Origin of the sequence: Mesorhizobium sp. M0618 (assembly GCF_040320765.1) — a bacterium.
Classification (GTDB): Bacteria; Pseudomonadota; Alphaproteobacteria; order Rhizobiales; family Rhizobiaceae; genus Mesorhizobium.
The window spans coordinates 39,073-64,839 of the sequence record NZ_JAMYQH010000035.1; the positions used below are offsets into that span (position 1 = coordinate 39,073).

General features: G+C 63.2%; 26 protein-coding genes. 17 read left to right on the top strand and 9 right to left on the bottom strand.

The annotated features are described in order from the left end of the window. The first annotated feature begins 260 nt into the window (after positions 1 to 260). Complete coding sequence (locus NKJ04_RS28455) at positions 261 to 383, top strand: hypothetical protein (RefSeq protein WP_352678651.1); 123 nt, start codon at positions 261 to 263, stop codon at positions 381 to 383. Positions 384 to 521: 138 nt separating this feature from the next. Here NKJ04_RS28455 and NKJ04_RS28460 read toward each other — a convergent pair whose 3' ends face one another. From NKJ04_RS28460 to NKJ04_RS28485, 6 genes are all read right to left on the bottom strand, one after another. Further along, positions 522 to 1,091, bottom strand: coding sequence for a DUF1254 domain-containing protein (locus tag NKJ04_RS28460; protein ID WP_128302988.1), 570 nt, complete (start codon positions 1,089 to 1,091; stop codon positions 522 to 524). Then, a complete protein-coding gene (locus tag NKJ04_RS28465) occupies positions 1,084 to 1,668 on the bottom strand; it encodes a DUF1214 domain-containing protein (protein WP_352678654.1) in 585 nt (194 codons plus the stop codon). Before NKJ04_RS28465 ends, NKJ04_RS28460 begins: the two co-directional genes overlap by 8 nt. Positions 1,669 to 1,787: 119 nt before the next feature. After that, positions 1,788 to 3,941, bottom strand: coding sequence for a transglycosylase domain-containing protein (locus NKJ04_RS28470; protein ID WP_023812797.1), 2,154 nt, complete (start codon positions 3,939 to 3,941; stop codon positions 1,788 to 1,790). Between the two features lie 242 nt (positions 3,942 to 4,183). Then, positions 4,184 to 5,623 (bottom strand): FAD-binding oxidoreductase, encoded by a 1,440-nt coding sequence (locus tag NKJ04_RS28475; protein WP_352678657.1) that lies wholly within the window; start codon positions 5,621 to 5,623, stop codon positions 4,184 to 4,186. Between the two features lie 239 nt (positions 5,624 to 5,862). Beyond that, positions 5,863 to 6,795 (bottom strand): dimethylarginine dimethylaminohydrolase family protein, encoded by a 933-nt coding sequence (locus NKJ04_RS28480; RefSeq protein WP_352609863.1) that lies wholly within the window; start codon positions 6,793 to 6,795, stop codon positions 5,863 to 5,865. A 28-nt stretch (positions 6,796 to 6,823) separates the two neighbouring features. Next, the gene (locus NKJ04_RS28485) at positions 6,824 to 8,419 is read right to left on the bottom strand and encodes a zinc-binding metallopeptidase family protein (protein ID WP_352678660.1); all 1,596 of its coding nucleotides are present in this window, start codon (positions 8,417 to 8,419) and stop codon (positions 6,824 to 6,826) included. 84 nt (positions 8,420 to 8,503) lie between these two features. Between NKJ04_RS28485 and NKJ04_RS28490 the strand changes: the two genes are divergently transcribed. The 5 genes from NKJ04_RS28490 to NKJ04_RS28510 all read left to right on the top strand — a co-directional run bounded on the left by NKJ04_RS28490 (position 8,504) and on the right by NKJ04_RS28510 (position 13,463). Beyond that, positions 8,504 to 9,400, top strand: a complete 897-nt coding sequence (locus NKJ04_RS28490) for a LysR substrate-binding domain-containing protein (RefSeq protein ID WP_352678663.1) — start codon at positions 8,504 to 8,506, stop codon at positions 9,398 to 9,400. A 119-nt stretch (positions 9,401 to 9,519) separates the two neighbouring features. After that, a complete protein-coding gene (locus tag NKJ04_RS28495; RefSeq protein ID WP_352550669.1) occupies positions 9,520 to 10,614 on the top strand; it encodes an ABC transporter ATP-binding protein in 1,095 nt (364 codons plus the stop codon). A 68-nt stretch (positions 10,615 to 10,682) separates the two neighbouring features. Next, on the top strand, positions 10,683 to 11,798 hold the full coding sequence (locus NKJ04_RS28500; RefSeq protein WP_023812803.1) for an ABC transporter substrate-binding protein: 1,116 nt from the start codon (positions 10,683 to 10,685) through the stop codon (positions 11,796 to 11,798). Positions 11,799 to 11,823: 25 nt separating this feature from the next. Continuing rightward, a complete protein-coding gene (locus NKJ04_RS28505) occupies positions 11,824 to 12,657 on the top strand; it encodes an ABC transporter permease (RefSeq protein ID WP_128302996.1) in 834 nt (277 codons plus the stop codon). Further along, the gene (locus tag NKJ04_RS28510) at positions 12,657 to 13,463 is read left to right on the top strand and encodes an ABC transporter permease (protein ID WP_023812805.1); all 807 of its coding nucleotides are present in this window, start codon (positions 12,657 to 12,659) and stop codon (positions 13,461 to 13,463) included. Before NKJ04_RS28505 ends, NKJ04_RS28510 begins: the two co-directional genes overlap by 1 nt. On the opposite strand, the gene NKJ04_RS28515 is transcribed toward NKJ04_RS28510, so the two are convergent. Beyond that, positions 13,460 to 14,245, bottom strand: coding sequence for a 2-keto-4-pentenoate hydratase (locus NKJ04_RS28515; RefSeq protein ID WP_352678688.1), 786 nt, complete (start codon positions 14,243 to 14,245; stop codon positions 13,460 to 13,462). The two genes, NKJ04_RS28510 and NKJ04_RS28515, sit on opposite strands and share 4 nt — an antisense overlap. A 290-nt stretch (positions 14,246 to 14,535) precedes the next feature. On the opposite strand from NKJ04_RS28515, the gene NKJ04_RS28520 reads away from it, so the two are divergent. The 9 genes from NKJ04_RS28520 (at position 14,536) to NKJ04_RS28560 (ending at position 22,415) form a co-directional block, all read left to right on the top strand. Then, complete coding sequence (locus NKJ04_RS28520) at positions 14,536 to 14,943, top strand: DUF3168 domain-containing protein (RefSeq protein WP_128302999.1); 408 nt, start codon at positions 14,536 to 14,538, stop codon at positions 14,941 to 14,943. Positions 14,944 to 15,118: 175 nt separating this feature from the next. Continuing rightward, a complete protein-coding gene (locus NKJ04_RS28525; protein ID WP_127257297.1) occupies positions 15,119 to 15,421 on the top strand; it encodes a hypothetical protein in 303 nt (100 codons plus the stop codon). Between the two features lie 118 nt (positions 15,422 to 15,539). Continuing rightward, entirely contained in the window at positions 15,540 to 16,205 is a 666-nt protein-coding gene (locus NKJ04_RS28530) for a response regulator transcription factor (RefSeq protein WP_023812809.1), read from the top strand. After that, positions 16,189 to 17,622 (top strand): ATP-binding protein, encoded by a 1,434-nt coding sequence (locus tag NKJ04_RS28535; RefSeq protein ID WP_352678668.1) that lies wholly within the window; start codon positions 16,189 to 16,191, stop codon positions 17,620 to 17,622. Before NKJ04_RS28530 ends, NKJ04_RS28535 begins: the two co-directional genes overlap by 17 nt. Positions 17,623 to 17,807: 185 nt before the next feature. After that, positions 17,808 to 18,245 carry an RT0821/Lpp0805 family surface protein gene (locus NKJ04_RS28540; protein ID WP_023812810.1) on the top strand — a complete coding sequence of 146 codons (438 nt, stop codon included), beginning with the start codon at positions 17,808 to 17,810 and terminating at the stop codon, positions 18,243 to 18,245. A gap of 93 nt (positions 18,246 to 18,338) precedes the next feature. After that, a complete protein-coding gene (gene ccmI / locus NKJ04_RS28545) occupies positions 18,339 to 19,478 on the top strand; it encodes a c-type cytochrome biogenesis protein CcmI (RefSeq protein ID WP_352678671.1) in 1,140 nt (379 codons plus the stop codon). Between the two features lie 8 nt (positions 19,479 to 19,486). Next, positions 19,487 to 19,930 (top strand): cytochrome c maturation protein CcmE, encoded by a 444-nt coding sequence (gene ccmE, locus NKJ04_RS28550; protein WP_127292579.1) that lies wholly within the window; start codon positions 19,487 to 19,489, stop codon positions 19,928 to 19,930. A 32-nt stretch (positions 19,931 to 19,962) separates the two neighbouring features. After that, complete coding sequence (locus tag NKJ04_RS28555; protein WP_352678673.1) at positions 19,963 to 21,954, top strand: heme lyase CcmF/NrfE family subunit; 1,992 nt, start codon at positions 19,963 to 19,965, stop codon at positions 21,952 to 21,954. Next, complete coding sequence (locus NKJ04_RS28560; RefSeq protein ID WP_128303002.1) at positions 21,951 to 22,415, top strand: cytochrome c-type biogenesis protein; 465 nt, start codon at positions 21,951 to 21,953, stop codon at positions 22,413 to 22,415. Before NKJ04_RS28555 ends, NKJ04_RS28560 begins: the two co-directional genes overlap by 4 nt. Here the strand turns inward: NKJ04_RS28560 and NKJ04_RS28565 are convergent. Both NKJ04_RS28565 and NKJ04_RS28570 read right to left on the bottom strand, forming a co-directional pair. Continuing rightward, positions 22,412 to 22,720, bottom strand: a complete 309-nt coding sequence (locus NKJ04_RS28565; protein ID WP_128303003.1) for a type II toxin-antitoxin system RelE/ParE family toxin — start codon at positions 22,718 to 22,720, stop codon at positions 22,412 to 22,414. The genes NKJ04_RS28560 and NKJ04_RS28565 overlap by 4 nt on opposite strands. Next, a complete protein-coding gene (locus NKJ04_RS28570; protein WP_023812816.1) occupies positions 22,717 to 22,986 on the bottom strand; it encodes a CopG family ribbon-helix-helix protein in 270 nt (89 codons plus the stop codon). The genes NKJ04_RS28565 and NKJ04_RS28570 overlap by 4 nt, the downstream gene beginning before the upstream one ends. A 196-nt stretch (positions 22,987 to 23,182) precedes the next feature. Here NKJ04_RS28570 and NKJ04_RS28575 point away from each other — a divergent pair, with 196 nt between their 5' ends. Continuing rightward, positions 23,183 to 24,736, top strand: coding sequence for a Do family serine endopeptidase (locus tag NKJ04_RS28575; protein ID WP_352678675.1), 1,554 nt, complete (start codon positions 23,183 to 23,185; stop codon positions 24,734 to 24,736). A 350-nt stretch (positions 24,737 to 25,086) separates the two neighbouring features. After that, positions 25,087 to 25,761 (top strand): response regulator transcription factor, encoded by a 675-nt coding sequence (locus tag NKJ04_RS28580; protein ID WP_023812818.1) that lies wholly within the window; start codon positions 25,087 to 25,089, stop codon positions 25,759 to 25,761. The last annotated feature ends 6 nt before the right edge of the window (positions 25,762 to 25,767 follow it).

Sequence of the window (25,767 nt, forward strand, 5' to 3'; positions counted from 1 at the left end):
ACTCGACACAAACTTGGCCGCGCTCGACCGGGACTGTGCCGGTTTCGCGAGCGCCCCGGTCAGGACTTCCTGACCTCAAGACAAAGATCAAGTTAGCGACGATCCGTTAGCGTTCCGTTAACCCTCTGCCGGCCTTAATGACATTTGGAGGCGTTGCGTTGTGCTCCGGGGAAACCGAGAGGAATGCGCGAACCATGGGCATGGTACTGTCTTTCGTGCCGCGTACGGCACCAAACACCAGAGTAAAGCAAACCGTCGAAATGCCGGCGGCTGTAATCATCTTTCCCGGCATCCGCTACGAGCGGCCATGTGCCGGCGAAGTGCGGCCGGTCGATCCCGACAAGCCGGGCTCGCCAGGAACAAAACCGGTCCCGCACCACTGAGTTTCGGCGGCCACGGACCTTTCGTCCGGGATCATGTCTAGTGCATGTCTCGCAAAAATGACCTCGGTTTTGGGATAACGACATGCATAAACAAAGATCTAAAGCGGGTCGTCTGAATCCGTTCAGACGCGACACGCTTTAGAAGTCCTGCAACTCGCAGGAACTCTGTTCGAAGAAGTGCGACACGATCGGCTTCCAGCTGCTGTCGGGCACGAAGGCGCGGATGACGAAGATGCCTTCCTCGATCGGCGCTTCGACGAAGATCGCCCCCTGAAGATCCTCTGGAAGATCCTTGCGCACGTCGATCATCTGCGCCGGCGTCAGCACGACGGCATCCAGAACGCCGCCGGTCGCTGTGTGGTCGTTGAAGGAATAGATGTTGTGGCCGCTGCGGTCATAGACCGAGACCGACCAGAACGGGACATGTCCAGGTGCCTTGACGCGGACCATGCCTTCGCCCAGATCGAACCGGCAGGCCGTCGCGTAAAACAGCGGGTCGACGGATTTCACCACGGGCGCCCCACCGGCCTCGGCATCGAGCCGCGTCATCTTGTATAGATCCGACGCCATGGACAACCGCGACCAGGCGTCGCGTTCGGAAAACTCGGGCACCAGCAGCAGCACGGCGATGTGAACGATGCCGGCGCCGAGCAGACCGAGCAGGACGGCATGCAGAAGTCCGCGCATCGCAGCGTAAAAACTACGCATTGCAGCCGACCTTGACGATATGCGGCAGCGAGACGTCCGACAGGCCGGTGCTGCTGGCGATCGGCGTGTCGTAGAAGGTCAGCACGAAATACATCCTGCCGGAGCCGTCTGTCAGCAGCCAGTTGCCCGGCATCGGGTCATGGCCGGCGGAAATGATCACCGAATTGTCGGGCTGGCGCACCACCCCATAGGATTGCAGCGCCGCCAGCCGGGGTTTGCCGGTTTCGACCACGCCAAGCGACTGGTCGGCGGCATAGAGCGTCCAGAACCGCGCCGTCGGAAATCCGCCCTCGATTGTGTAGGTGCATTCGCGCTTGAGCTCGGCGCCGGCCGCGTCTCGCTCGGCGACGAAGGACAGCCCCTCGGCGCGGCCGAGCGCAAGCACACCCTCGCGCGCCACGCGGGCTTTGGAATAGGGATCGGCGGACGGGGTGCCGATATCGGGAAAGGCCGTCCATTGGCCGATCCTGATGGCGCCGACGCCATCCTGGACTTTCAGCGCATACCAGACGCTGCCGCCACCGCCGACGATGGCTATGGCAAGCGAAAGCAGCGTCAGGAAGGCAGTTTTGAGCATGAGGGGCCGGGAACACGAAGAGTTGCCGCTCGGGGATATCGCGGCGCGGGGCCTTGTGGCAAGCGGGCCGATGGATTTGCCGCCCCGGACCAGTCGAAAGACCTGCCCAGTCGGAAAGATCACAGCGCCGACAGCGTCTCCGGCGGTTGAGGCGTACTGAGGACGGGGGCCGACTGGAACAGCGTGGTCATGTCTCGCAGCGTCTGGGTCGTGCGGCTGGACAGCACCGGCGGCCGCTCGGCCGCCGCATTGGCCGCCGCCTGTTCGTCGCTCTTCTTCAGCGCTTCCTCGGCCTTGGCCGCGATCTCCTCGTCGACGAAAGGTTTGTCGATGCCGGGGATCGGCTTGAGGTCGATATTCTGGTGCGCGTAGACCATCAGTCGCTGCCACACCATCGCCGGCAGCGAGCCGCCGGTCATGTTCTTGGTCGGCGTGAAGTCGTCATTGCCCATCCACACCGCCGCCGTGTAGTTGCCGGTGAAGCCGACAAACCAGGCGTCGCGGTAGGATTGCGTCGTGCCCGTCTTGCCGGCGACGACGATGTTGGGAAGTTGAGCCCGCCGCGCGGTGCCCATCACCGGCACTGCCGCCAGCATGGTGTTCATCGATTTCAGTGCCTGCTCCGACAGCACCCGGTGCGGCGGCGGCGCATCCTTGGCGAAATCATAGACCACCTCGCCGGTGCGGGTGACGAGCTGGCTGACGCCGTGCCGGGAGCCGACGAAGCCATTGTCGGCGAACACGCTGTAGCCCGTCGCCTGGTCCATCACGGTCATGCCCGAGGTGCCGAGAACCATCGTCTTGTGTGCTTCGATCGGCGATTCCACACCCATCGCCTCGGCCATGGCCTTGATCGGGCCAATGCCGAGATGATCCTTGGCCAGCCGCACCGGCACGGTGTTGATCGATTTCGCCATTGCCATGATCAGGGTGACGTTGCCCGCCGATCCGCCGTTGTAATTGTGCGGTGACCAGCTGCCCCAACTGATCGGGCCGCCGGAAATAATGGAGTTGGGAGTGAAGCCGTGTTCCATCGCCGTTGCGTAGACATAGGGCTTGAATGACGAGCCGGTCTGGCGCAGCGCCTTGGTGGCGCGGTTGAACTGGCTGGCGCCGTAGTCGCGGCCGCCGACGATGGCGCGCACGGCGCCGTTGGTCTCGATGACCACGACCGCGCCCTCGGTGACGTTATACTCCTTGCCGAACTGGCGCAGATGGAACTCCACCGATTCTTCCGCCGCCTTTTGGATGTTGGCGTCGAAGGTCGTGTGGGCGACGAGCGAGTGCTGGCCCGGCTTGGCGATCTTCTTGACCTCGTCGAATGCCCAGTCGAGGTAATAGTCAGGGCTTTTCTGTTCGCCGCGGTCGACGACATCGGCCGGGTGCAGCCTTGCCTGCAGAACCTGACCCTCGGTCATGAAGCCGGCATCGACAAGGTTGGACAGCACCACATTGGCGCGCGCGCGCGCCGCCGGCAGGTTGATGTGCGGCGCATATTTGGTTGGAGCCTTGAACAGGCCGGCCAGCATCGCCGCCTCGGCCAGGTTCAGGTCCTTGACGCTCTTGCCGAAATAGAAGTCGGCGGCAGCCTCGATGCCGAACGTGCCGCCGCCCATATAGGCGCGGTCGAGATAGAGCTGCAGGATTTCTTTCTTCGACAGATTGGCCTCGAGCCACAGCGACAGGAAAGCTTCCTTGATCTTGCGCTCCAGCGTGCGCTCATTGGTGAGGAACAGGTTCTTAGCCAATTGCTGGGTGATGCTCGATCCACCCTGGACGACGGAGTTCGCCCGCACATTCTCGAAGATCGCCCGTGAAAGGCCCAGTACGTCGATGCCGTAGTGATCGAAGAAGCGACGGTCCTCGGTGGCAAGCACCGCCTTGATGACGTGATCGGGCATCTCATCGACCGGCACGGAATCGCGCTGGATGATGCCGCGCTGGCCGATCTCGTTGCCATAGCGGTCGAGGAACGTGACGGCGAAGTCGCCCTGGGCGCGCCAGTCGCCGGCAGTGTCCTGGAAAGCCGGAATGGCCAGCGCCAGCATCACCACGATGCCGACGGCGCCGAGCGTGAAACCTTCGCTCAGCAGTTCGATGATGCCACGGCGCCAGCCGTTGACGCGGAAGCGCCGCGAGAAGATCGTCGCCGATTCCCAGAACTGGCGCGCCTTGAAGCCGATCTCGTAGAGCGAGGAATCGATCCACGCGTCGAGCGCCAGCAGCCGGGCGGCGATCGGACCTCTTCTCTTGCGCGGTTCGGGACTGGCCATTCGATATCCGGCTAGCAATTGCACGACCTGAGAACCGCAAACCGGCAATTTCAGGGCGATGCATTCCGCAAGACTATTCCTCCATTTTTCCAGCACTCACAAGGGCGGCGAAGACACAGTATCGGGTTTGTTGCTGATGGCGCGGGCCGGGAATACAACTCGACGCCAACAGCATGTGACAGCAAAAGCCCGCGCCTCCAGCGGCGACGTGTGCTTTTTTATCACTGCAGCACGGGCGCGCCTCAAGCAGCTCGCAGGCTTTCTTTCGGGCGCAAATTCTGGTTCATGCGGAACAGGTTCAATGGGTCGTAGCGCTGCTTGATTTCCAGAAGCCGTCGATGGTTGCCACCATAGGCCGCTTCGACCCGGTCGACCTCGTCCTCCGGCATGAAGTTCACATAGGCGGTGCCGGCGGCATAAGGCTTGGCCGCCTCGTAGATTGAACGAGCCCAGTCGGTGCAAGCCTTGTCCATCGTCGGTTCGCGCCAGCGGGCGTGAACGTTCATGACGAAATGCGAACTGCGCTGTGGGAACGCCGTTGCGTCCGCCTTGACGCGACCTGCCGCGCCGCCGACATGGCCGATAAATATCTCGCATTCGGGTCCCGGCAGCTTGGCTATTGCCCCCCTGACGACCGCAGCCGCCTCCTCGGAAAACTCGGTGAAGTCATGGCTCTTCCAGTAGTTGCGGGCGCCGGGCGTGAGCAGTGGGTCGAATGCCTGCTGCCAGCCGGTGAACGGGCTGGGGCCCACGACATCGGCAATCGGCGTGCCGATGGCTCGAAGTTTTTGCGTCGCCTTTTCGCCTGCCTCGATGTCGCCGCAATAGCACATGGCCAGCACCAGAACCTCCTTGCCATGCCACTCCGCGGGCAGGAAGGGCAGCAGCGGCGCCTGCCGCATGACCACCCAGCAGGTCAACTCGTCAGGTGCGGTCTCGAGCGCCTTGCGATACTCCCGCAGCACCTTTTCGGCATCGGCGAAGGGATGGACGACAAGCCCCGCCAGCACTTGCGGTCCAAACTCATGGAGTTCGAACTCGAATGCCGTGACGACGCCGAAATTGCCGCCGCCGCCGCGCAGCGCCCAGAACAAATCCGGATTTTCAGTCTGGCTGGCCCGGAGCAGTTTGCCATCGGCGGTGACCACATCGACGGAGGCAAGATTGTCGATGGTCAGGCCGAATTTGCGGGTGATCCAGCCGAAGCCGCCACCCAGCGTCAGGCCGGATATGCCGGTGGTCGAGTTGATGCCGGTCGGTACCACCAGCCCGAAGGCCTGCGTTTCCTTGTCGACATCGGCAAGCGTCGCGCCAGGCCCGACCCATGCCCGCCGCGCGGCGACATCGACCCGCACCGATCTCATCAATGACAGATCGATCATCAGGCCACCGTCGCAGACCGCACTTCCGGCAATGTTGTGGCCGCCGCCGCGCACCGAGACGAGAAGCCTGTTCTCCCTGGCGAAATTCACGGCACTGACGACATCGGAAGCGCCGACGCAGCACACGATCAGCCCGGGCCGTCGGTCGACCGTGGCATTCCAGACGGTTCGTGCTTCGTCGTAGGCGGCATCGCCTTCGCTCAGCATTTTGCCGCGCAATTGTGCCGAAAACGCTTCCAGGGCTGCGGCGTCGACTGTCGTTTTGCCGCGTTCAAGCGTGGTGAGGCTCATGGTGTTCATGGTTTCCTCCCGATTTGCAGATGAGCTGTCCTATCCCAAAAGACGGTTTTACTGTGCGCTTATATTAGCTATCGCGCAAGTTTCGCATCGGGCAGCGTTCCGACTCGCAAGCGGGGCACACGGTGCCGCCAGCCGGCGATCTCAGCCGTTTTGCCCGCGCGACCTTGCACCCTCGGCCGCCAGGATGCCGATCATGCTGATGCGAATGTGAGCGAAGCAGCGTAGCGCTATCCCACTCCTCAGGCCGGTTCGCGCTTCAGCGCCTGCGCCATGCAGTGGATGCCGCCGCCGGTCTTGGAAATCTCGTTCATGTCGACGGCCGCGACCTCGAAGCCGCGCGCCTTGAGCTGGCCGATCAGCGTCTGGCTGGAGGTCGGCGCGATCACCCGGTCCTTGCCGAGCGACATGAAGTTGCAGCCGAGGGCCATCGTGTCCCGGAACGGCACGTCGATGATCTCGTGGCCCTTGCCCTTCAGCCAGTCGACGATGCCGGGTTCGGTGCAGGCGAGGCAGACGGCGGTCAGCTTTTCGGCGATCGGCACCACCATCAGGTCGATATGGACGTAGTATTCGTCGATGAAGGCGATGCGGGTTTCCCAGCCCTCCTTGTCGAACCAGGCTTGTACTTGGCGCGCGCCTTCCTCCTGCGTGCGGGCGCCGCCGCAGCCGATCAGCACGACGCCGTCCTCGATGACGTTGAAGTCGCCGCCCTCGAACGTACCAGCCGTGACCATGTCGTAGATCGGGATGCCGAGCTTTTCGTAGGTGCGGATCGCGGCATAATTCTCGCCGCGCCGCCACCAGTTGGCCATGGCGGTGATGAAGGCGCCGTAGGGCGTCATGACGCTGGAATCGCGGGAATAGACCTGCATCGGCAGTTCCGGCGTCGGCTCGTGCCAGTGGATGTTGACGCCAAAATGCTCGTAGGCGGCGACAAGGTCCTTGTGCTGCGCCTGGGCAATCTGCACGTTGCAGGGTGCCTCGCGCAGATGCTTTCGCGACAGCGAGCTAGTCGAGAGATGACGCAGGAAATTGGGTGAGCCGAGCAGCACGTCGGTCAGCACGTCGGTCTCGTTGGCGAAGCCCCAGGCGGTCAGCGGCTTGGTGCCGCCGGCGGGGTTGCGGCGCTGCAGCGAAAACGGCTCGGCGACAATGCGGTCATGAACGGTCATGGGGTGCTCCTTGTGATCAGATCAGCGGTCATTTGGCTTGGGGAATGCTCGGTATCCACCAGTCCCGTCCGCGCGGGGTGGTGACATATTCCGGCCAACGGAAATGGATCGGCGGTTCGTAATCGCAGAGCGGCGCGATCCAGTTCGAGCCGCCGATTCCGCCACCGGTGCGAGCGACGAATTCATTCATCGCCGCGTCGCGGGCGGTTTTGTCCTCGAGCAGGCGAAGGGCGGCGAGCGCGATCGTGCGGGAGGCGCAGGCCACCATCGGGTCGATGGTGGCGGGAATACCGCCCAATGCATTCATTGCCCATGACGGATAGGGATAGCCGGTTTCCGAACGCAGCGCCGGGCGGGCGACATAGAAGCGCGCCGTCGGCGTATGCCAGCTCATGTCGGTGTAATCGTCGGAGGTCGAGTTGACCTGCGAGGGCGGCAGGTCGCGGCGCAGGATCGCTTCCGCTGCCTGCGGCTCGATCAGGCGCTCCAGCTCTTCGATGAACGGCTCGTCGCTCGCCATGCGCCCGGCATTGACCTGTATTTCGCGCGCGACTGCCTTGGCGTCCTCGTCCCAGCGCGGCGGCCCCACGGTCGACAGTGCTTCATAGGCGATCTCGGCCATTGCATGATTGGCAAGTCCCGGTCGTGACTTCGACACCCAATGCCGCTCGATGCGGCAACCACTCATCGCTGCCGCCGCCTCGGCATTGCGGTCGAGCACCGCGGTGACCTGCTCGGCCATGGCAAGCGTCGGCACGCGGATCATGTACTGGATCTCGGCCAGCCCCGCCGGCAAATTGTCGGCGGTCGCTTGCCCCGCCGTCAGGATCGCCTCGCTGATCGACCAGCCGCCCTGGTGAGGCAGCATGGAATCGCGCAGAGCCTTGGAGGCCATGTACATCATCATCAATGCGTCGTTGGCGCCGGGCGCGCGCGCCGCCGAATGTGCTTGCGGAATGGGTGCGGCACCCGCAGCCAGGGCCCAGCGCTCCGGTTGGTCGCAGATGAAGCGGTAGATCATCGCGTAGGCCGCGCCGCAATGCGTGTCCCAGCGCGCCGTGTTGCAGAGCGGCAGCATGTAGAACGGATGAAAGGAGATCATGCCGGCAAGGCCGTCATAATAGCCCTTGGCGGCATGGATCGGCTTTGACCCACGCACCTTTTCCGCCGGCTCGCCGGTGAAGCGCAGCGTGCCTGATATGCCGTGGCGCTGCATCGCTGCCTTGGTCGCCAGCAGCCCGCCGAGGCTCGAAATCCCGAGGCCGGAATGCGGGTCGGTATGGCCGCCGGCCTGGTTGCCAAGTCCCCGGCGCGGACGCTCGACCGTAGCGGCATCCTGGCAATTGCCCGGCACCGCGTCGTATTCGGCGTACATGCCGATGGTCGGGCCGGGGCCGTTGGTCCAATGCGCGCAGAAGGCGGTCGGCATGCCGCCGGAGCCTTCTTCGACGGAAAAGCCTTCGAGTTTCAGTCGCTCCACATACCAGGCGGCGGATTGATACTCGCGCCACGCGGTTTCGCCGAAATCGAAGATGGTGCGTGTCCACGCGGACAACAACGGCTGGATGCCGTCGAGACAGGCAAGGGCGGTTGCTTGCGCCGGGGTGGCCACCGGTTTCTCCATGACATGAGAAGAAAGCAGTGAAGCGGGTCGCTAAAAAGTGATATGTTTTCCCGGTTCGTGCAAATTCGGTTCACCTGAGGCTCCTTGCGTATACCATCGACACAAGCGCTGCGTGCGCTCGACAGCTTCGCCCGCCACGGCAGCGTCTGGCGCGCCGCCGACGAGTTGCACCTGACCCGCAGCGCTGTTAGCCATCAGCTTCGTCTGCTGGAGCGCGACCTCGGCTTCGACCTGCTCGAACGCATCGGCAAGGGCGTGGCGCTGACGCCGCGCGGCCAGCGCTACGCCAGCGACGTGCGCAAGGCGCTGACCGTTCTGGGCGATGCGGTGACGCGCGATGCCGGCACCGGCGTCGGCGGCTCGTTCGCCGTCAGTTGCACGCCCGGCTTCGCCTCGCTGTTCTTGTGCACCCATATCGGCGAGTTCCGGCAGATGTATCCCGACGTGGCGCTGCGCATCCTGACGCCGCGCCGGCTCGACGATGTCAGCAACGCCGACGCCGATGCCTTCATTGCGTTCGGTGTCGGCAATTGGCCGAACCGGGCGGTCGAACCGCTCTGCGAAATCTCGTTCACGCCGCTCTGCAGCCCGACGCTGCTCAACAAGATCGGCGGCTTTTCCCGGCCGTCGGACGTGCTGCGCGCCAACCTGCTGCATCTCGATGACACCGAGGATTGGGCGCGCTGGCTGGCGCTGTCCAAGGTGGAAAACCCCGACATTGAGGGCGGCATCTTCTTTTCGGACATGAACCTCGTCTTCTCGGCGGCGATTGCCGGCCAGGGCATCGCCATGGGCGACGAACTGACCAGCCGGCGGGCGCTGAGCGAGGGCCGGTTGGTCAGGCCGTTCGATATAGCGATCAAGTCGCCGCGCTCCTATTTCCTGGTCTCCGAACATGCCAAGGCTTCGCATCCGGTTCTGGAAGCGTTCGTGGGATGGCTGCGTTCGAAGCTCTCGGAGAACCGCATTCTGCCATATTGAGGGCAGTTGGCGACATCTCGCCATAGATGAATGGAATTTGCCGATCAGGCGAAAACTATTCGGTTGCGGTGAGCCGGCACCCTGCCTACGATTTCGACAAGCGTTAGGGAAAGGGCAGTATGCAGCAACCCGGCCGTGCCGCAGAGATCAAGGCAATCGGGATCGGCAAGAGCTTCGGCTCGTTCCGTGCGCTGGACAATCTGTCGCTCGATATCGGCCGTGGCGAGTTCCTGACCCTGCTCGGGCCGTCCGGTTCGGGCAAGACCACCTTCCTGATGATCCTTGCCGGCTTCGTTCAGCCGACCGAGGGCAAGCTGTTCAGCGACGGCGTCGACATCACCGACCGGCCGGCAGAGCAACGCGCCGCCGGCATGGTGTTCCAGGGCTACGCGCTGTTCCCGCATATGAGCGTAGAAGCCAACATCGCCTTCCCACTCAAGGTGCGCAAGAAATCGGCCGCCGACATCAAGCGCCGTGTCGGCGAGATGATCGAGCGCGTCGGCCTCAAGGGCCACGAGAAGAAACTGCCGGCGCAGCTGTCGGGCGGCCAGCAGCAGCGCGTGGCGCTGGCGCGAGCGCTGGTGTTCGAGCCGGGCGTGCTGTTGCTCGATGAGCCGTTTTCCGCACTCGACAAGGGCCTGCGCGGCCAGATGCAAGCCGAGATGAAGCGGCTGCATCAGGAGACCGGAACCACCTTCGTCTTCGTTACCCACGACCAGAGCGAGGCGCTGGCGCTGTCGTCGCGCGTTGCCATCTTCAACCACGGCAAACTGCTGCAGGTCGGAGCGCCCGACGAGGTCTACGACCGGCCGGACAACCGCTTCGTCGCCGAATTCCTCGGCGAGATCAACATGCTGCCGCTAAAGGGCGTCAAGCCCGCCGGCAATGGCTCGACTGGCCTGTGCGAAGACCGCGCGGTCAGCATGGGCTGCAAGGCCGAACTCGTGCGCGGCGATGCCATCCTGGCGATCCGGCCCGAATACATGTCGATATCGGGCGAGGCGGCAGATGGTGAGAATGGGATCGCCGCTACCGCCACCAACTCCACCTACCTAGGTGCTGCAACGCGGCTCGACCTGACAACGCGGCAAGGCGCCAAGGTCACGGTCTCGGTGCCGAACGAGGTGGCTGCCGCGGCCTTGAGCAAGGGCAACTCCGTCTGGCTCACCTGGCCGGCGGAAAAGGGTTTCCTCCTTCCGCATGGAGGGCAATGACGAACGGTGTGGCGAGATATCGCAGCACCGTTTTCCGGCACTATCAACAACAAAAAAGGGGAACTGACATGACACATGACACCAAGAAACAAGCCATCGAGAGCCTGTCCGCCAGGGCAGGTCGCGGCGAGATCTCGCGCCGGCAATTCACACAGTTGGCGGCACTCGTGCTGGCCGGCACGCCGATGCTGCTGCGCTCGACAGGTGCCTTTGCGCAGGCCAAGGAACTTGTGCTGGTCAACTGGGGTGGCGATGCCATCACCGCCTACGATGCCGCCTATGGCCAGGCTTTCACCAAGGACACCGGCATCACCGTCAAGATGGACGGTTCGGGTCCGACCGAAGGCGCCATCGCCGCGCAGTTCAAGAGCGGCGCGCCGACCTGGGATCTCGTCGACGTAGACCCGTTCTCGGCCATCACGCTCGGCGCCCAAGGGGCTCTCGAGCCGATCGATTACAACATCGTCGACAAGAAGAAGATGCGGCCCGGCTTTGGTTGGGAATACGCCGCCTCGACCTATTTCTTCTCCTATGTCATCGCCTATGATTCCGAGAAGTACGGCAAGGACGCGCCGACCGGCATGGCCGATTTCTTCGATGTGAAGAAATTCCCCGGCAAGCGCTCGCTCTACAAATGGGGCGTGTCGAGCTGGGAAGCGGCGCTGCTCGCCGACGGTATCGCGCCTGCGTCGCTCTACCCGCTCGACCTCAAGCGCGCCCATGACAAGATCGCCGCCTTCAAGGAAAACGTCGTTGCCTATTGGGGCGGCGGCGCCGAAAGCCAGAGCGTGCTACTCAATGGCGAGGCCTCGATGGCGATCGTCTGGTCGACCCGTGCCTCGCTGATCGAGCAGGATTCGGGCGGCAAGATCAAGTTCATCTGGGACCAGGGCCTGATCTCGCCCGGCGCGCTGGCCGTGCTCAAGGGCAACCCCGGCGGCAAGGACGCTGCGATGAAGTTCATCGCCAGTGCCCAGGACCCTGAAAAGCAGCTGGTCATGTTCGACAAGCTCGGCCAAGGTCCTGCAAACCCGGCGGCAGACGCGCTGATCCCCGCCGACAAGAAGCGCATCAATCCGGTCGATCCCGAGAACATGAAGAAGCAGATCGCGCTCGACATGGACTGGTACGCCAAGAATTATGGGCCGGCGCTCGACGAATACACCAAGATCATCTCGGCCTGATCAGGGGCGGGGTAATCGGGTCGAAATGAGATCCTATCTCTCCGACAGGATGGGCGCGGCGCTGTTGATGGCGCCGCTGCTCCTGTTTCTTGTCCTGACCTATGCCTGGCCGTTTCTCGGCGTCGTCAAATGGAGCTTTACACTGCCGACGCCCGGCCTCGGCCAGTATGAGGCGCTGCTCACCGACGATCTCGTGCAGTCGGTGTTCATCCGCACGCTGCGCATCGCGGCGGTCGTCACTGTCGTTTCGGTGGCAGCTGCCTACGCCATCACCGTCGTCTGGGTGCGTGGAACCCCGGCACAGCGCCTGATCGCCGAGTTCTGCATTCTCGTCCCCTTCTGGATTTCCGTGCTGACCCGTGCTTTCGGCTGGGTGGCGCTGCTCTCCAATCGCGGCCTGATCAACACCTGGTTGCAGGCGATCGGCTTCATTTCCGAACCGTTGGCGTTGGTGCGCAACGAATTCGGCGTCATCGTCGGCATGACGCACTTCCTCATTCCTTTCGCCGTTTTCCCGCTGGCATCTTCCATGCGCAGCCTCGACGACCGCGTGCTTTTAGCTGCGCGTGGCCTCGGTTCCAGCCGCATGCGCACCTTCTGGACGGTGTTCGTGCCGATGACGCGCTCCGGCATCATCGGCGCGGCGATGATCGTGTTCGTCTTCTCGCTCGGCTTCTTCGTCACGCCGGCGATCCTCGGCGGCGGCCGCAGCGTCATGATCGCCGAACTGATCTATCTCAGGATCTTCCAGAGCCCGGACTGGGGTCTGGGTGCAGCGATCAGCGTCGTGCTGGTGCTGTTCGTCGGCGCGCTGATGGCGCTTTTGTTCCGCTATGTCAGACCGAAGCAGTTGATCTGATGCCGACCTACCGCCCCGGTCCTGTCTCGCTGATCATCGCCGCCTTCGTGGCGCTGTTCCTGCTGATGCCGCTGCTCGCCGTCATCCCGGTGTCGCTGACGCCGAGCCGCATGCTGGCGATGCCGTCGGGCGAACTGTCGCTGCGCCACTACCGGGCGCTGGTCGAGGACCCGCGCTGGCTCCAATCGATCCTGCTCTCGATCCGCATCGGCGTCGTCAGCAGCGCCTTTTCCACCGTGCTCGCGCTGTGCTTCAGTCTTGGCGTCTGGATGTTCCAGCCGCGCTTCACCGCGGCCCTGGTCGGCTTCGTGCTGCTGCCGATGGTGGTGCCGCCGGTGGTCTCGGCGATCACGCTCTACTTCCTGCTGACCTCGATCTCGGGCTTCAGCGCGTTCTTCGGCTACGACACCTGGCTTGGCGTCGCCATGGCGCATTCGGTGATGACCGTGCCCTTCGCCACCGTGCTGATGCTGGTCTCGCTCAGCCAGCTCGACCGGCGCATCGACCTTGCCGCGCGGGGCTTAGGGGCCACTGTGTGGGAGCGCGCCACCCGCATCATCATGCCCAACATCAAGTTCGGCATCATTACCGCGGCGCTTCTCTCCTTCGTGCTGTCCTGGGAAGAAATCGGCGTCACCCTGTTCATCACCTCGGTCAACGCCATCACGCTGCCCAGGCTGATGTGGATGGGCCTGCGCGACAACATCGACCCAGCGATCGCCGCGCTCTCGGTGATCCTGATCATCATCACCGTTCTGGTGCTGGCGGTGCGCAGTTTCGTGGCCAGGCAGCGTGGGGGCTATTAGACAAACCGCACAGAGACACGGCCAAACCTGCCTAGATCGCCAGTGACTTCGTCACCTGCCTCGACGCCAATCGGCGTCACGCAGGTACCTGTAATCACCACCTGTCCCGGTTGGAGCGCTATGCCCAGGCCCGACAGCTCGTTGACGAGCCAGGTGAGCGCGATGCGAGGATCGCCCAACACGGCTGCTCCCGATCCGCTATGTTGCGGCCTTCCGGAAACGGAGGCGACCGCGGGGTGCTTTGCAAGGTCCACGTCCCGCCAGTCGTCCGCCGCCTCGCCGATGACAAACAGATTGGCGCAGGCATTGTCCGCAATGAGCTGCGGCGCCCCGACGGCGCAAAAATCGTCATAGCGTGAGTCCGGAATTTCGATCGCCGGGTGCAAGGTCGCCACGGCTTCCATCACCTCGGCGATTTCATAGGGTGCCGGACGAGGCGGCAGCTCGCGGCCGAAGCGGAAAGCGAACTCGATCTCGGCCACGCGCATCTTGCTCGTCGCCAGGGAAACGGTCCCGCCGACCTCCACCGCTTTTTCGGCCAGGAGACGTCCGGCCATCGGGCCGTCGACGTTGATGTGCCTTTGTCCGGCCAGACTGGTGGCGGCAATCTTCCAGCCGAAAAGAGGGGCCACCGAGCGATCCATGACGTGCGACTGGATAGCGTAACCTTCGATCCGTGTTTGTGGGCGCAACGCCTCAGGTATGGCGTCGAGACGGGTGCCCTTGTCCCAGTGGCCTACCAACAGCCGCGACGCAGCCCTGGTCTTTTCTGCATCGAGCATCATCAGCTTCCGAAATGGCTTCGTGGATCAAAAACGGCAAGGAACATTGCGTCATGCGACCTTGTATGGAGCGAGAATATGTGACCAGGAATCGAGAGTCCATGTTCACAGCTCGGTGCCCGCGGACGATGGTGTTGGCAAAGTCGCCCTTTCGAGATCATCGGCATCCATCATTCCGATGACGAATCGCCATCGCCTCCGCGCGTCGAATGGCTATATCTGTCAGAACACGCAGAACGCGGGCTTCCGAAAAGCAATAGTCGGCAGCGCAGGAACCGGAGGAAAAGACGATGACCGCGCCAGGCGATTTACAGCAGGCACTGTTTCTCAGGCTGAAAAGCGATGCATCGCTATCGGCCTTGCTGGGCGGCGCCGGACTGCTCGAACGGCCAACCGAGAATGCCGCTTTTCCGTACGTGACCTGCGGCCATACCTCCGCTTTTGACTGGGATACGGGCGCCGAGAACACCGACGATCAGTTGATTACGCTGCATGTCTGGTCGAAAGCCCATGGCGACGCCGAAACGCTAGCCATCATGGCCGCCATCCAGGCGCGCCTTGCCGACGCAGCATTGGTGATCGGCCCTCGCGGCCAGACACGACTGTCGCTGGAATTTGCCGAAGCCCGCCATGACGAGGATCTGCTCGTGCATCACGGGCTGCTGCGTTTTCGCGCGATAACCCAGGAAAATGCCTGATGCGCTTTCAATATGGTCAAAACGGAGTCTAGACTGGGCTTTCGCGGGATTTCACCTGTTCGAGGCGGTGAAATTCCAGATTGACTGTCTCGCGTTGCAGGGGTGTGGCGAGGATGTTTTCAGCGGCGTTCACCGTTCATTTCACGTTCAGCACCGATGCGTTACAACGCCGGTCATGAAAACGCTTCGCTCCCACTTCCGAACCGCGACACTGGCGCTTTGTGCTGCCGGGCTGTTCGCGTCGCAGGCGATGGCGATGCCGGTCATCGCGCCGCCCGAGTTGGCCAGTCCGATCGTACTGGCGGCGTCCGATTGCTACGCCATCGGCCAACAGGTGGCCGAACAGAATGGCGGAACGCTGGCCAAGGCCTCGCAGTCGACGCGCGGCGGCCAGCCGGTCTGTGTCATCGTCGTGCTCGTTCCGGGCAAGGACGGACAACGTCCGCGCCGTTCCGAAATCGTCGTTCCGCTGAACTGATCCAATCAACCTTAGGCTACGTTTCCCAGGCCGCCGGAATCGGCCTATATCTGCCCCAGTCTTCAATCTGACAAAGCTCTTCAACAGGTAAAGCTCTTCAACAGGTATCGAACTCCGCATGCGTGTACTCGTCGTCGAAGATGACAAGGATCTCAATCGGCAGATATCGGATGCGCTGGTCGATGCCGGCTATGTCGTCGACCGCGCCTTCGACGGCGAGGAAGGCCATTTCCTTGGCGACACCGAGCCCTACGACGCCGTCGTGCTCGATATCGGCCTGCCGCAGATGGACGGCATCAGCGTGGTCGAGCGTTGGCGACGCGGCGGCCGCAAGATGCCGGTGCTGATCCTGACGGCGCGCGACCGCTGGAGCGACAAGGTCTCCGGCATCGATGCCGGCGCCGATGACTACGTCACCAAGCCGTTCCACATCGAGGAGGTGCTGGCCAGGCTGCGGGCCCTGATCCGGCGGGCTGCCGGCCATGCGTCGTCCGAACTGACCTGCGGGCCGCTGCGTCTCGACACCAAGGCCTCCAAGGCCGATGTCGACGGCGTGCCGCTGAAACTGACGTCGCACGAGTTCCGCCTGCTTGCCTATCTGATGCACCATATGGGCGAGGTCGTCTCGCGGACCGAACTGGTCGAGCACCTCTACGATCAGGATTTCGACCGCGATTCCAACACCATCGAGGTGTTTGTCGGGCGGCTGCGCAAGAAGATGGGCATCGACATGATCGAAACCGTGCGCGGCATGGGCTACCGCATGCGTGAGCCGGAGGCGTAACTCGGAACCGCTCAAACCAACCGCAAGGGCGCCGCTTTCGCTGCGTTTGTGGCCGCGTTCCCTGACGTTCCGCGTCATCGCCTTTTCCACGGTCTGGGCGATCGTAACGCTTGTCGTCATCTTCACCCTGATCACCACGCTCTATCGCCAGGCCAGCGAGCGGGGCTTCGACAGCCTGCTTTCGGCGCATCTGTTCAACCTGATCGGTTCGATCGGCATCTCCGACAGCGGTGCGCTGACCGGCGCGCCAGACCTCGGCGACCTTCGGTTCTCGGAGCCGAATTCGGGCTGGTACTGGTCGGTGGAGCCCGCTTCGGAAGGTGTGCATGGTGATCTTCATTCGTCTTCGATGTTGAAAAACATCCCGTCGCCGAGCGTTGCCGATGTGCCGTTCAACGCCAGCTTCCAGCGCAGCTATCCGACCGAAGGCATCGATGGTGAGCAGCTCGAAGTGTTCGAGAGCGAATTCGTTCTCGATTCCAAGAACCGCGCCGCGCGCTTCCGCGTCATGGGCAACCAAAGCGAACTCGAACAGGAAATCGCTACCTTCCAGCGCCGCCTGCTGACTTACCTCTCCCTGTTCGGCGTCGGCATGATCGCCATCAACGCGATCGCCATCCTGCTTGGCCTGCAGCCGTTGCGCCGGGTCAGGAACGCGCTTGCCATGGTGCGCGAGGGCACCGCGCAGAGGCTCGACGGCCAGTTCCCAGCCGAGATCGAACCGCTTGCCAACGAAACCAATGCGTTGATCGAAAACAACAGGCGCATCGTCGAACGGTCGCGAACACAGGTCGGCAATCTCGCCCATTCGCTGAAGACGCCGCTGGCGGTGCTGCTCAACGAGGGCCGCGCGCTCGGCGGTGCCAAGGGGCAGCTGATCGCCGAACAGGCCGCTTCCATGCAGAAGCAGGTCGAACACTATCTCCAGCGCGCCCGCGTCGCGGCACAACGCGACAGCGTCGTCTACCGCACGCCGGTGACGCCGCTGGTGCAGCGCATGGTGCGGGTTATGCAGAAGCTCAATCCGCGGACAAATCTGTCGCTGTCGCTGTCGGCAACCGAGATCGTCTTCGCCGGCGAGCGCGAGGACCTTGAGGAACTGTTGGGCAATCTTCTTGAAAACGCGATGAAATGGGCAAAGAGCGCGGTGCAGGTTTCGGTCGTGCCCTTGACCGGCAAGGACGACCCGGCCGGCCTGTTCGAGATCAGCATAGAGGATGACGGTCCCGGCATTCCGGAGGACAAGGCGCGCGAGGCGCTGAAGCGAGGACGGCGTCTGGACGAGACAAAGCCCGGAACAGGTCTGGGGCTGGCCATTGTCGCAGACCTTGTCAACGAGTATGGAGGCGTTCTGGCGCTCGAACGGTCCGGTATGGGCGGATTGAAGGCGGTGGTGCGATTGCGGAGCCTTCAGTGATGTTCACTAGGGCCAATCGACATAGAGGGACGGGAGATGTTATTGGGCGGCATGTCGATTGGTCCTGCAGCGGCCAGCGGCCAAATTTCCGACAAATATCAATACTATGGCCACGCCAACTTCTCGATGACGCGGCCCCCGGCGCATCCATGGCAGGCTCCCACTCAAGAAAATCGGTTGTTGGCATGAAGATTCGCGTCGCTCTCGTTTCCGCATTGCTGGCCGTTTCCGGCTGCACCACCTTGAGCGGCAAGGGTCCAACCGTGGCAGTGACACCGGCCTCGACACCTCCTTCCAGCGGCAAGGTGACCACGACGATCATTTCGGCGATGGGCGGCGGCCTAATCAGCGGGGCGATCGGCAACGGCCTCAGCGAGACCGAGAAGCGCAGCGCGCTCGAGGCTGAATACAAGGCGCTAGAATATACGACCAGTGGCCAGAAGGTGACGTGGAAGGGCGCTCAGGCTTCGCGCTACGGCGAGGTGGTTCCGGCCCAGCCGTACCGCGTCGGTTCGCAGGACTGCCGCCAGTACACGCAGACGGTGTTTTCCGCCGGCGCCGGGGTCACGGCGCGTGGAACCGCTTGCCGCAACGCCGATGGCAGCTGGACGCCGCTGACCTGACGACCGTCTGCCGACGATTGGCGGCTGGCGTCGTCAAAGCGTCGCAGCATGCATCTGTTGGCACGGCAGAGCTCTGCCGGTATTGGAAGAACCATGCTGTTCTGGGTCATAGCCGCCATTCTCACGCTGGGTGCAAGCCTGGCGGTGCTGCTGCCGCTGGCCGCCAGCGCCAAGGGCGCGTCGTCGAGCGGCGAACATGATCTCGAAGTCTATCGGGACCAATTGTCCGAGCTTGACCGCGACACCGCGCGTGGCTTGATCCAGCCGGCCGAAGCCGCCGAGGCCCGCGCCGAGATCGCTCGCCGCATCCTTCGCCTTGACAATGCGGGTACCGCCGGCGGCGCAAACCCTGGCCGAGCGTCGATCACGGCAAGGCTGGTGGCAACCGTAGCCGTGCTGGCGGTGCCGCTGGTCAGTTGGGGGCTCTATGTCAAGCTTGGCTCCCCTGACCTGCCGTCGCAACCGCTCAGCGAGCGGTTGGCCAAGAATCCCGCCGACAGTTCGGTCGACGAGCTGGTGGCGCGGGCCGAAGCCCATCTGGCCGCCAATCCCACTGACGGCAGGGGCTGGGACGTGCTGGCACCGGTCTATCTGCGCATGCAGCGCTTTTCCGACGCGGCAGGAGCCTATCGCAACGCCATTCGGCTCGATGGCGACAGCGCCGTTCGCCAGGCCGGTCTCGGCGAGGCGATCGCCAGCGCGGCAGGCGGCATTGTCTCGGCCGATGCCCAGGATGCTTTCGAGGCAGCCCTGAAGCTCGATCCGGCCAATGCGAAGGCCAGCTTCTACCTGGCCATGGCATTGGCGCAGGAGGGTCGCGCCAAGGAAGCGACCACGGCATGGCAGGCGATGCTGGGCAGATTGCCGCCGGACTCGCCATGGCGCGGTGCCGTCGAGCAGGCGCTCGCCAAATCCGGAAGCTCCGACGTCGCTTCCGGCGGCGCCACCAACGGTCCCGATGCCGGCGATGTCGACGCCGCATCCTCGATGTCGCCGCAGGATCGGGAGACCATGATCAATACGATGGTCGCCGGCCTCGACGACAAACTACGGCAAAATCCGCGCGATCCGGAAGGATGGATGCGGCTCGTTCGTTCCTATGTCGTGCTCGGCAAGGCCGATCAGGCGCGTGAGGCGCTCGGTCGCGCCATTGCCGTCTTTGGAGCCGACAGTGACCAGGCGAAGAAATTCACTGCCTTTGCCGCTTCGCTTGGGCTTGCGGCGACGGAGTAGAACAAGACATGACGCGCAAGCAGAAACGATTGTCGGTGATCGCGGGCGGGCTGGTCTTCCTGGGTGCCGCGACCGGGCTGACTTTTTACGCGCTTGGCCAGAAGGCCTCCTATTTCTACATGCCGGCCGATCTCACCACCGCCAGCGTCCAGCCTGGCCAGCGCATCCGGTTGGGTGGATTGGTCGAAAAAGGCACGATCCAGCGCGGACAGGGGGCCACGGTTGGCTTTTCGGTGACCGACACGCACAAATCGGTCAAGGTCACCTACACCGGCATCCTGCCCGACCTTTTCCGCGAAGAGCAGGGCGTCATCACCGAGGGTACTTTCGGCCCGGACGGGGTTTTTGTTGCCGATAGCGTGCTGGCCAAGCATGATGAGCGCTACATGCCCAAGGAGGTTGCGGACGGCCTCAAGGCCAAGGGCGTCTGGCAGGAGAACAAGAGTGAATAGCTCCGGCAGGAGAGCGACAATGGATCACGGGCATGGTTGAAGCCGGACATTTCGCCCTCGTCCTGGCGTTTGCGCTTTCGCTGGTGCAGACGGTGGTGCCGCTGTTTGGCGCGCGCCTGAACAACCAGCGCCTCATGGCCGTCGGCGGTCCGGTCGCGGTGACCGGCTTTGCCTTGACGGCGCTGTCCTTCGCAGCGTTGGCGAGTGCCTATGCAAGCTCCGATTTCTCGGTGGCAAGCGTGTGGGAAAACTCGCATTCCTTGCAGCCGTTGATCTACAAGATCACCGGAACCTGGGGCAATCATGAAGGCTCGATGCTGCTTTGGGTGTTGATCCTGACCTTCTTCGGCGCGCTCGTCGCCGCTTTCGGCTCCAACCTGCCGGCGACGCTGCGCGCCAATGTGCTTGCGGTGCAAGGCGCCATCGGCGCCGTCTTCTTCCTGTTCATCCTGGCGACGTCCAATCCGTTCATCCGGCTCAATCCGGCGCCGATCGAAGGCCGCGATCTCAACCCGATCCTGCAGGATCTCGGCCTCGCCATTCACCCGCCTTTTCTCTATCTCGGCTATGTCGGCTTCTCGATCTGTTTTTCCTTCTCGGTTGCCGCTCTCATCGAAGGCCGCATCGACGCGTCCTGGGCGCGCTGGGTGCGGCCGTGGACGCTGGTCGCCTGGATGTTCCTGACCGGCGGCATCGCCATGGGATCGTACTGGGCCTACTACGAACTCGGTTGGGGCGGTTTCTGGTTCTGGGATCCGGTCGAGAACGCCTCCTTCATGCCGTGGCTGGCGGGGACCGCGCTGCTCCATTCGGCCATCGTCATGGAAAAGCGCTCGGCGCTGAAGATCTGGACGCTGCTGCTCGCCATCCTGACCTTTTCGCTGTCGCTGCTCGGCACCTTCCTCGTGCGTTCAGGCGTGCTGACCTCTGTGCACGCCTTTGCCACCGATCCGACGCGCGGCGTGTTTATCCTGTGCATACTGACGCTGTTTATCGGCGGCTCGCTGGCGCTGTTTGCGCTGCGCGCTTCCCGGCTGACGACCGGCGGCCTGTTCCAACCGATTTCCCGAGAAGGGGCGCTGGTCCTCAACAATCTGTTCCTGACGACGGCGACGGCGACCGTCCTCGTGGGCACACTCTACCCGCTCGCCGTCGAAGCCTTTTCAGCCGACAAGATCTCGGTCGGCGCGCCGTTCTTCAATCTCACCTTCGGACCGCTGATGGTGCCGCTGCTGCTCGTGGTTCCGTTCGGGCCGTTGCTGGCCTGGAAGCGCGGCGATGTCTTCGCCGTCGCGCAGCGCCTTATGGTGGCCTTTGCAGCGGCGCTGTTGGCGACGCTGGTCACCGTTCTGTTCATCGACGGCGCCTCGGTGTTTGCAGCCCTGGGCGTTGGCCTTGCCGTCTGGCTGATCCTTGGCGCGCTCACCGACCTCGCCGTCAAATCGGGGGTCGGCAATGTCGCAGCGGGGATCATGGTCAGGCGCTTGCTCGGCCTGCCGCGCTCGGTCTTCGGCACCGCCTTCGCTCACCTTGGCTTGGGCCTGACCACGCTCGGCATCGTCGGCACACTTTGCTTCGGCACCGAGAAGATCCTGTCGATGCATGCCGGTGAGACCGTCGAACTGTCCGGCCATACGCTGCGTTTCGTCGGGCTTCATCCGGCCCAGGGACCGAATTACAGCGAGGATCTCGGCCGCTTCGAACTGATCGGCGTCAGCGGCAGCCCTGTTGGCGAAATCAGCTCCGCCAAACGGTTTTATCCGGTGCGGCAGATGACGACGACGGAATCGGGCATCAGGACGATTGGTTTCTCGCAGCTCTACATCTCGCTCGGCGACGAGGGCAATGACGGTTCCGTCGTCGTCCGTCTGTGGTGGAAACCGCTGGTGACGTTGATCTGGGGCGGCGGCCTGATGATGATGGCGGGCGCGGCGATGTCACTGATGGACCGGCGCCTGCGCGTCGGCGCGCCGTCGCGGCGGCGCAAGCAGGCGAGCGCGGTGCCATCCGCGACCCTGCCATGAACGCGCGGCTTTCTCTGACCTCCATTATCCTGCTGCTGGCGCTGTTCTTTGCCGGCACGGCCTCGGCGGTGAAGCCTGACGAGGTGCTGCCTGATCCAACGCTGGAGGCGCGGGCGCGGGCGCTGTCGGAAGGCTTGCGCTGCATGGTCTGCCAGAACCAGTCGATCGACGAATCCGATGCCGACCTTGCCCGCGACTTGCGCGTCCTTGTGCGTCAGCGCCTCGTCGCCGGCGACACCGACCAGCAGGTCATGGACTACGTGGTTTCGCGCTATGGCGAGTTCGTGCTGCTGAAGCCGCGTTTCGACCTGCGCAATGCGTTGCTATGGGGCACGCCCGTCCTGCTGTTGCTGATAGGAGGCGTTTTCATCGTGCTGACCGCGCGGTCGCGCCGCGTGCTGGCGACCAATGCGTTGACCACTGAGGAACAGGCGGCGCTGGACAAGATACTAGGCAATTAGCTTGGCCATTCCTCCGAGGGCCAGTCTCGCGACGTGTGAATGACGCGCAGGATAACGACGCTCTGACGGCCAGCGATTGGGCGCAACTCATAGGCAATGATGTAGGGCAGGCGGTCGATGAGCTTCTCATATGTGCCTGTCACTCGGCCTGGGCGGCCCGTCGCCATCTCACCAAGGCCCTGGCCCATTTCATGAATACGATCCGCCAGGCGTCGGGCGGCAGCAGGATTGTCCTGAGCGATAAAGGCAACTTGCTGCTTAAGATCGTCCAGCGCTTCTCGCGACCAGGCGACGAACCGCTTCACGCCTTGCCCAAGCGCCTGGCTTCCGCCGATTCGATGACTGCGTCGATTTCCGCCATCGCATCGTCGTGAGGCACGACACGGCCAGCCGCCGCATCTTCCATGCCGCGTTTGATGCCTTCAATGATATCGAGTTCGCGATCGACGTAGGCCGAGACCGCCTCGGCGGCGAGGAACGATTTGCTACGCCGGGTGTCGGTGGCGATCCGCTCCAGCTTCAGCTTGGTTTCGGGAGAGACCCGGATGGTCATGGTGGTGCTTGCTGTCATTTATGAAAGCCTTGTGCTGAGTTGTGTACAAGATAGCACATCGGACATGGCAGCCAAGGGGATTGTACGTCCCCTGACTCCCAAACATTACCAAAGTTTCATGTGTCGGAAATGGCGCTGTAATGTGTGCCGCTCTAATTCTCTTTTCCTGAGGATGCCGACCAAGCAGCGTCCGTTGAAAGAGGATAAGAAATCCATGAATATTGCCCCCAATTCATATTCCGTCACCCGCAAGCGTCTCATGGCTGCCGTCGCATCTGTCGCGGTGGCCGGTGCGATCGGCGTTGGCGCGCTGACCAGCGGAACCAGCCCTGTTCTGGCCGATGCCGTGCGCGTCGAGGCGCCGCAGGTGCCGGGCTTCGCCGATGTCGTCGAGCGCGTTTCTCCCGCCGTTGTCAGCGTCAAGGTCAAGGCCAAGATCAGCCCGGCCGCCGATGATGGCTCCGACCCGTCCGACGACCAGGATGGCATGAACAACCTGCCCAACAATCCACAGCTGCGCCGCTTCTTCAAGGAATTCCGTGGCTTTGGTGACCAGGACGGCCAGGGTGGCGGCAACAGGCGCTTCAGCCACCGCGACCGCAACAACGACCAGCCGCGGCCGGTTGCTCAAGGCTCCGGCTTCTTTATCTCGGATGACGGCTATCTCGTCACCAACAACCACGTCGTTTCGGAAGGCTCGGCCTTCACCGTGGTGATGCATGACGGCAAGGAGCTCGACGCCAAGCTGATCGGCACCGACCCGCGCACCGATCTCGCCGTGCTTAAGGTCGACGGCGTCGGCAAGTTTACCTATGTCGACTTCGCCGATGACTCCAAGGTTCGCGTAGGCGACTGGGTGGTGGCCGTCGGCAATCCGTTCGGTCTTGGTGGAACCGTCACCGCCGGCATCGTCTCCGCCCGCGGCCGTGACATCGGCGCTGGCCCTTATGACGACTTCATCCAGATCGACGCATCGGTCAACCGCGGCAATTCTGGCGGTCCGACCTTCAACCTCAACGGCCAGGTCGTCGGCATCAACACCGCGATCTTCTCGCCGTCAGGCGGCAGCGTCGGCATCGCCTTCGACATTCCCGCTTCGACCGCCAAGCAGGTCGTTCAGGACCTGATGAAGAGCGGTTCCGTGCAGCGCGGCTGGCTCGGTGTGGAAATCCAGCCGTTCACCTCCGACATCGCTGAGTCGCTTGGTCTGAAGTCCAACAACGGCGCACTGGTTTCCAGTGCCCAGGACGATGGTCCCGGCAAGAAGGCGGGCATCACGGCCGGTGACGTGATCACCCAGGTCGACGGCAAGGATGTCGCTTCGCCGAAGGAACTGGCCCGGCTGATCGGCGCCTATTCGCCTGGCAAGTCGGTCGACGTCACCGTGTGGCGCGACGGCAAGAGCCAGACGGTCAAGGTCGATCTCGGCAAACTGCCTTCGAGCGACAAGCAGGCCTCTGTCGATCAGCAGCAGCCCGCCGCCCCGGCCAAGCCCGACACGCTGGCCGATCTCGGCCTGACCGTTACCAAGTCTGAAAACGGCAAGGGACTGGTGGTGACCGATGTCGATCCCGACAGCGACGCCGCCGATCGCGGCATCCAGCCGGGCGACGTCATCACGTCAGTCAATTCGACCGAAGTGAACGGCACCGAAGACGTCACCAAGGCGATGACCGAAGCAGTCAAATCCGGCCGCAAGGCAGTGCTGATGCAGATCACCCGCGACGACACCAATCGGTTCGTCGCGCTGCCCGTCGCCAAAGGCTGAGGTCGGTCCCGGAGCGTTCTCTCGGCCTTTCCAGGTGGGTGAGGGCGTTCCGGCGGCAGGTTGGACTTTTCCAGTGCGGCAGTTTCAATACCCCGAGCCGCCGTGCGGGAAAGCATGGAGGAGCGCGCGTTAGTCAGTCATCGCGCCTTCCCCCGGCGGCAGCGGGCTTCCCATCGTCCGCTGCCGCACACTTTCAAAAGCGCTTCCGCGATCCGATGCAAACGACATCGGCGGCGAGCAGCTTTATCGCGCACGGCTTCGGGCAATCTTGATCGCGGTGCGCTTTGGCAAAGGCCACAATGCAGATGTCTGCCACTCAACCTTCCGGCGAAATCGCGTATAACAGCCCTATGAAGATTCTCGTCATAGAAGACGATCGCGAGGCTGCGGATTACTTGCAGAAAGCCTTTGCCGAGGCCGGTCACACCGCTCATGTCGCCGGTGACGGCGAAACCGGCTTTGCGCTCGCCGACGCCGGCGACTACGACGTGATGGTGATCGACCGGATGATGCCGCGTCGCGACGGCCTGTCGGTCATTGCCGGTCTCCGGTCCAGGGGCAACACAACGCCAGTGCTGATCCTGTCGGCGCTCGGCGAGGTCGATGATAGGGTCACGGGGCTGCGCGCCGGCGGCGACGACTACCTGACGAAACCCTATGCCTTCTCCGAGCTTCTCGCCCGCGTTGAGGTTCTGAACCGTCGCGCCAGCGCCAAGGAAGCCGAAACCGTCTACCGCGTCGGCGATCTCGAACTCGACAGGCTGTCGCATTCGGTCCGCCGTGCGTCACGCGAGATCACATTGCAGCCGCGTGAATTCCGCTTGCTCGAATATCTGATGCGGCATGCCGGCCAGGTGGTGACACGCACCATGCTGCTGGAAAATGTCTGGGACTACCATTTCGATCCGCAGACCAATGTCATCGACGTCCATGTCTCGCGGCTGCGCGGCAAGATCGAGAAGGGCTTCGACAAGCCCATCCTGCATACGGTTCGCGGCGCCGGCTATATGCTGAAGAGCGGCTAGCTGCGG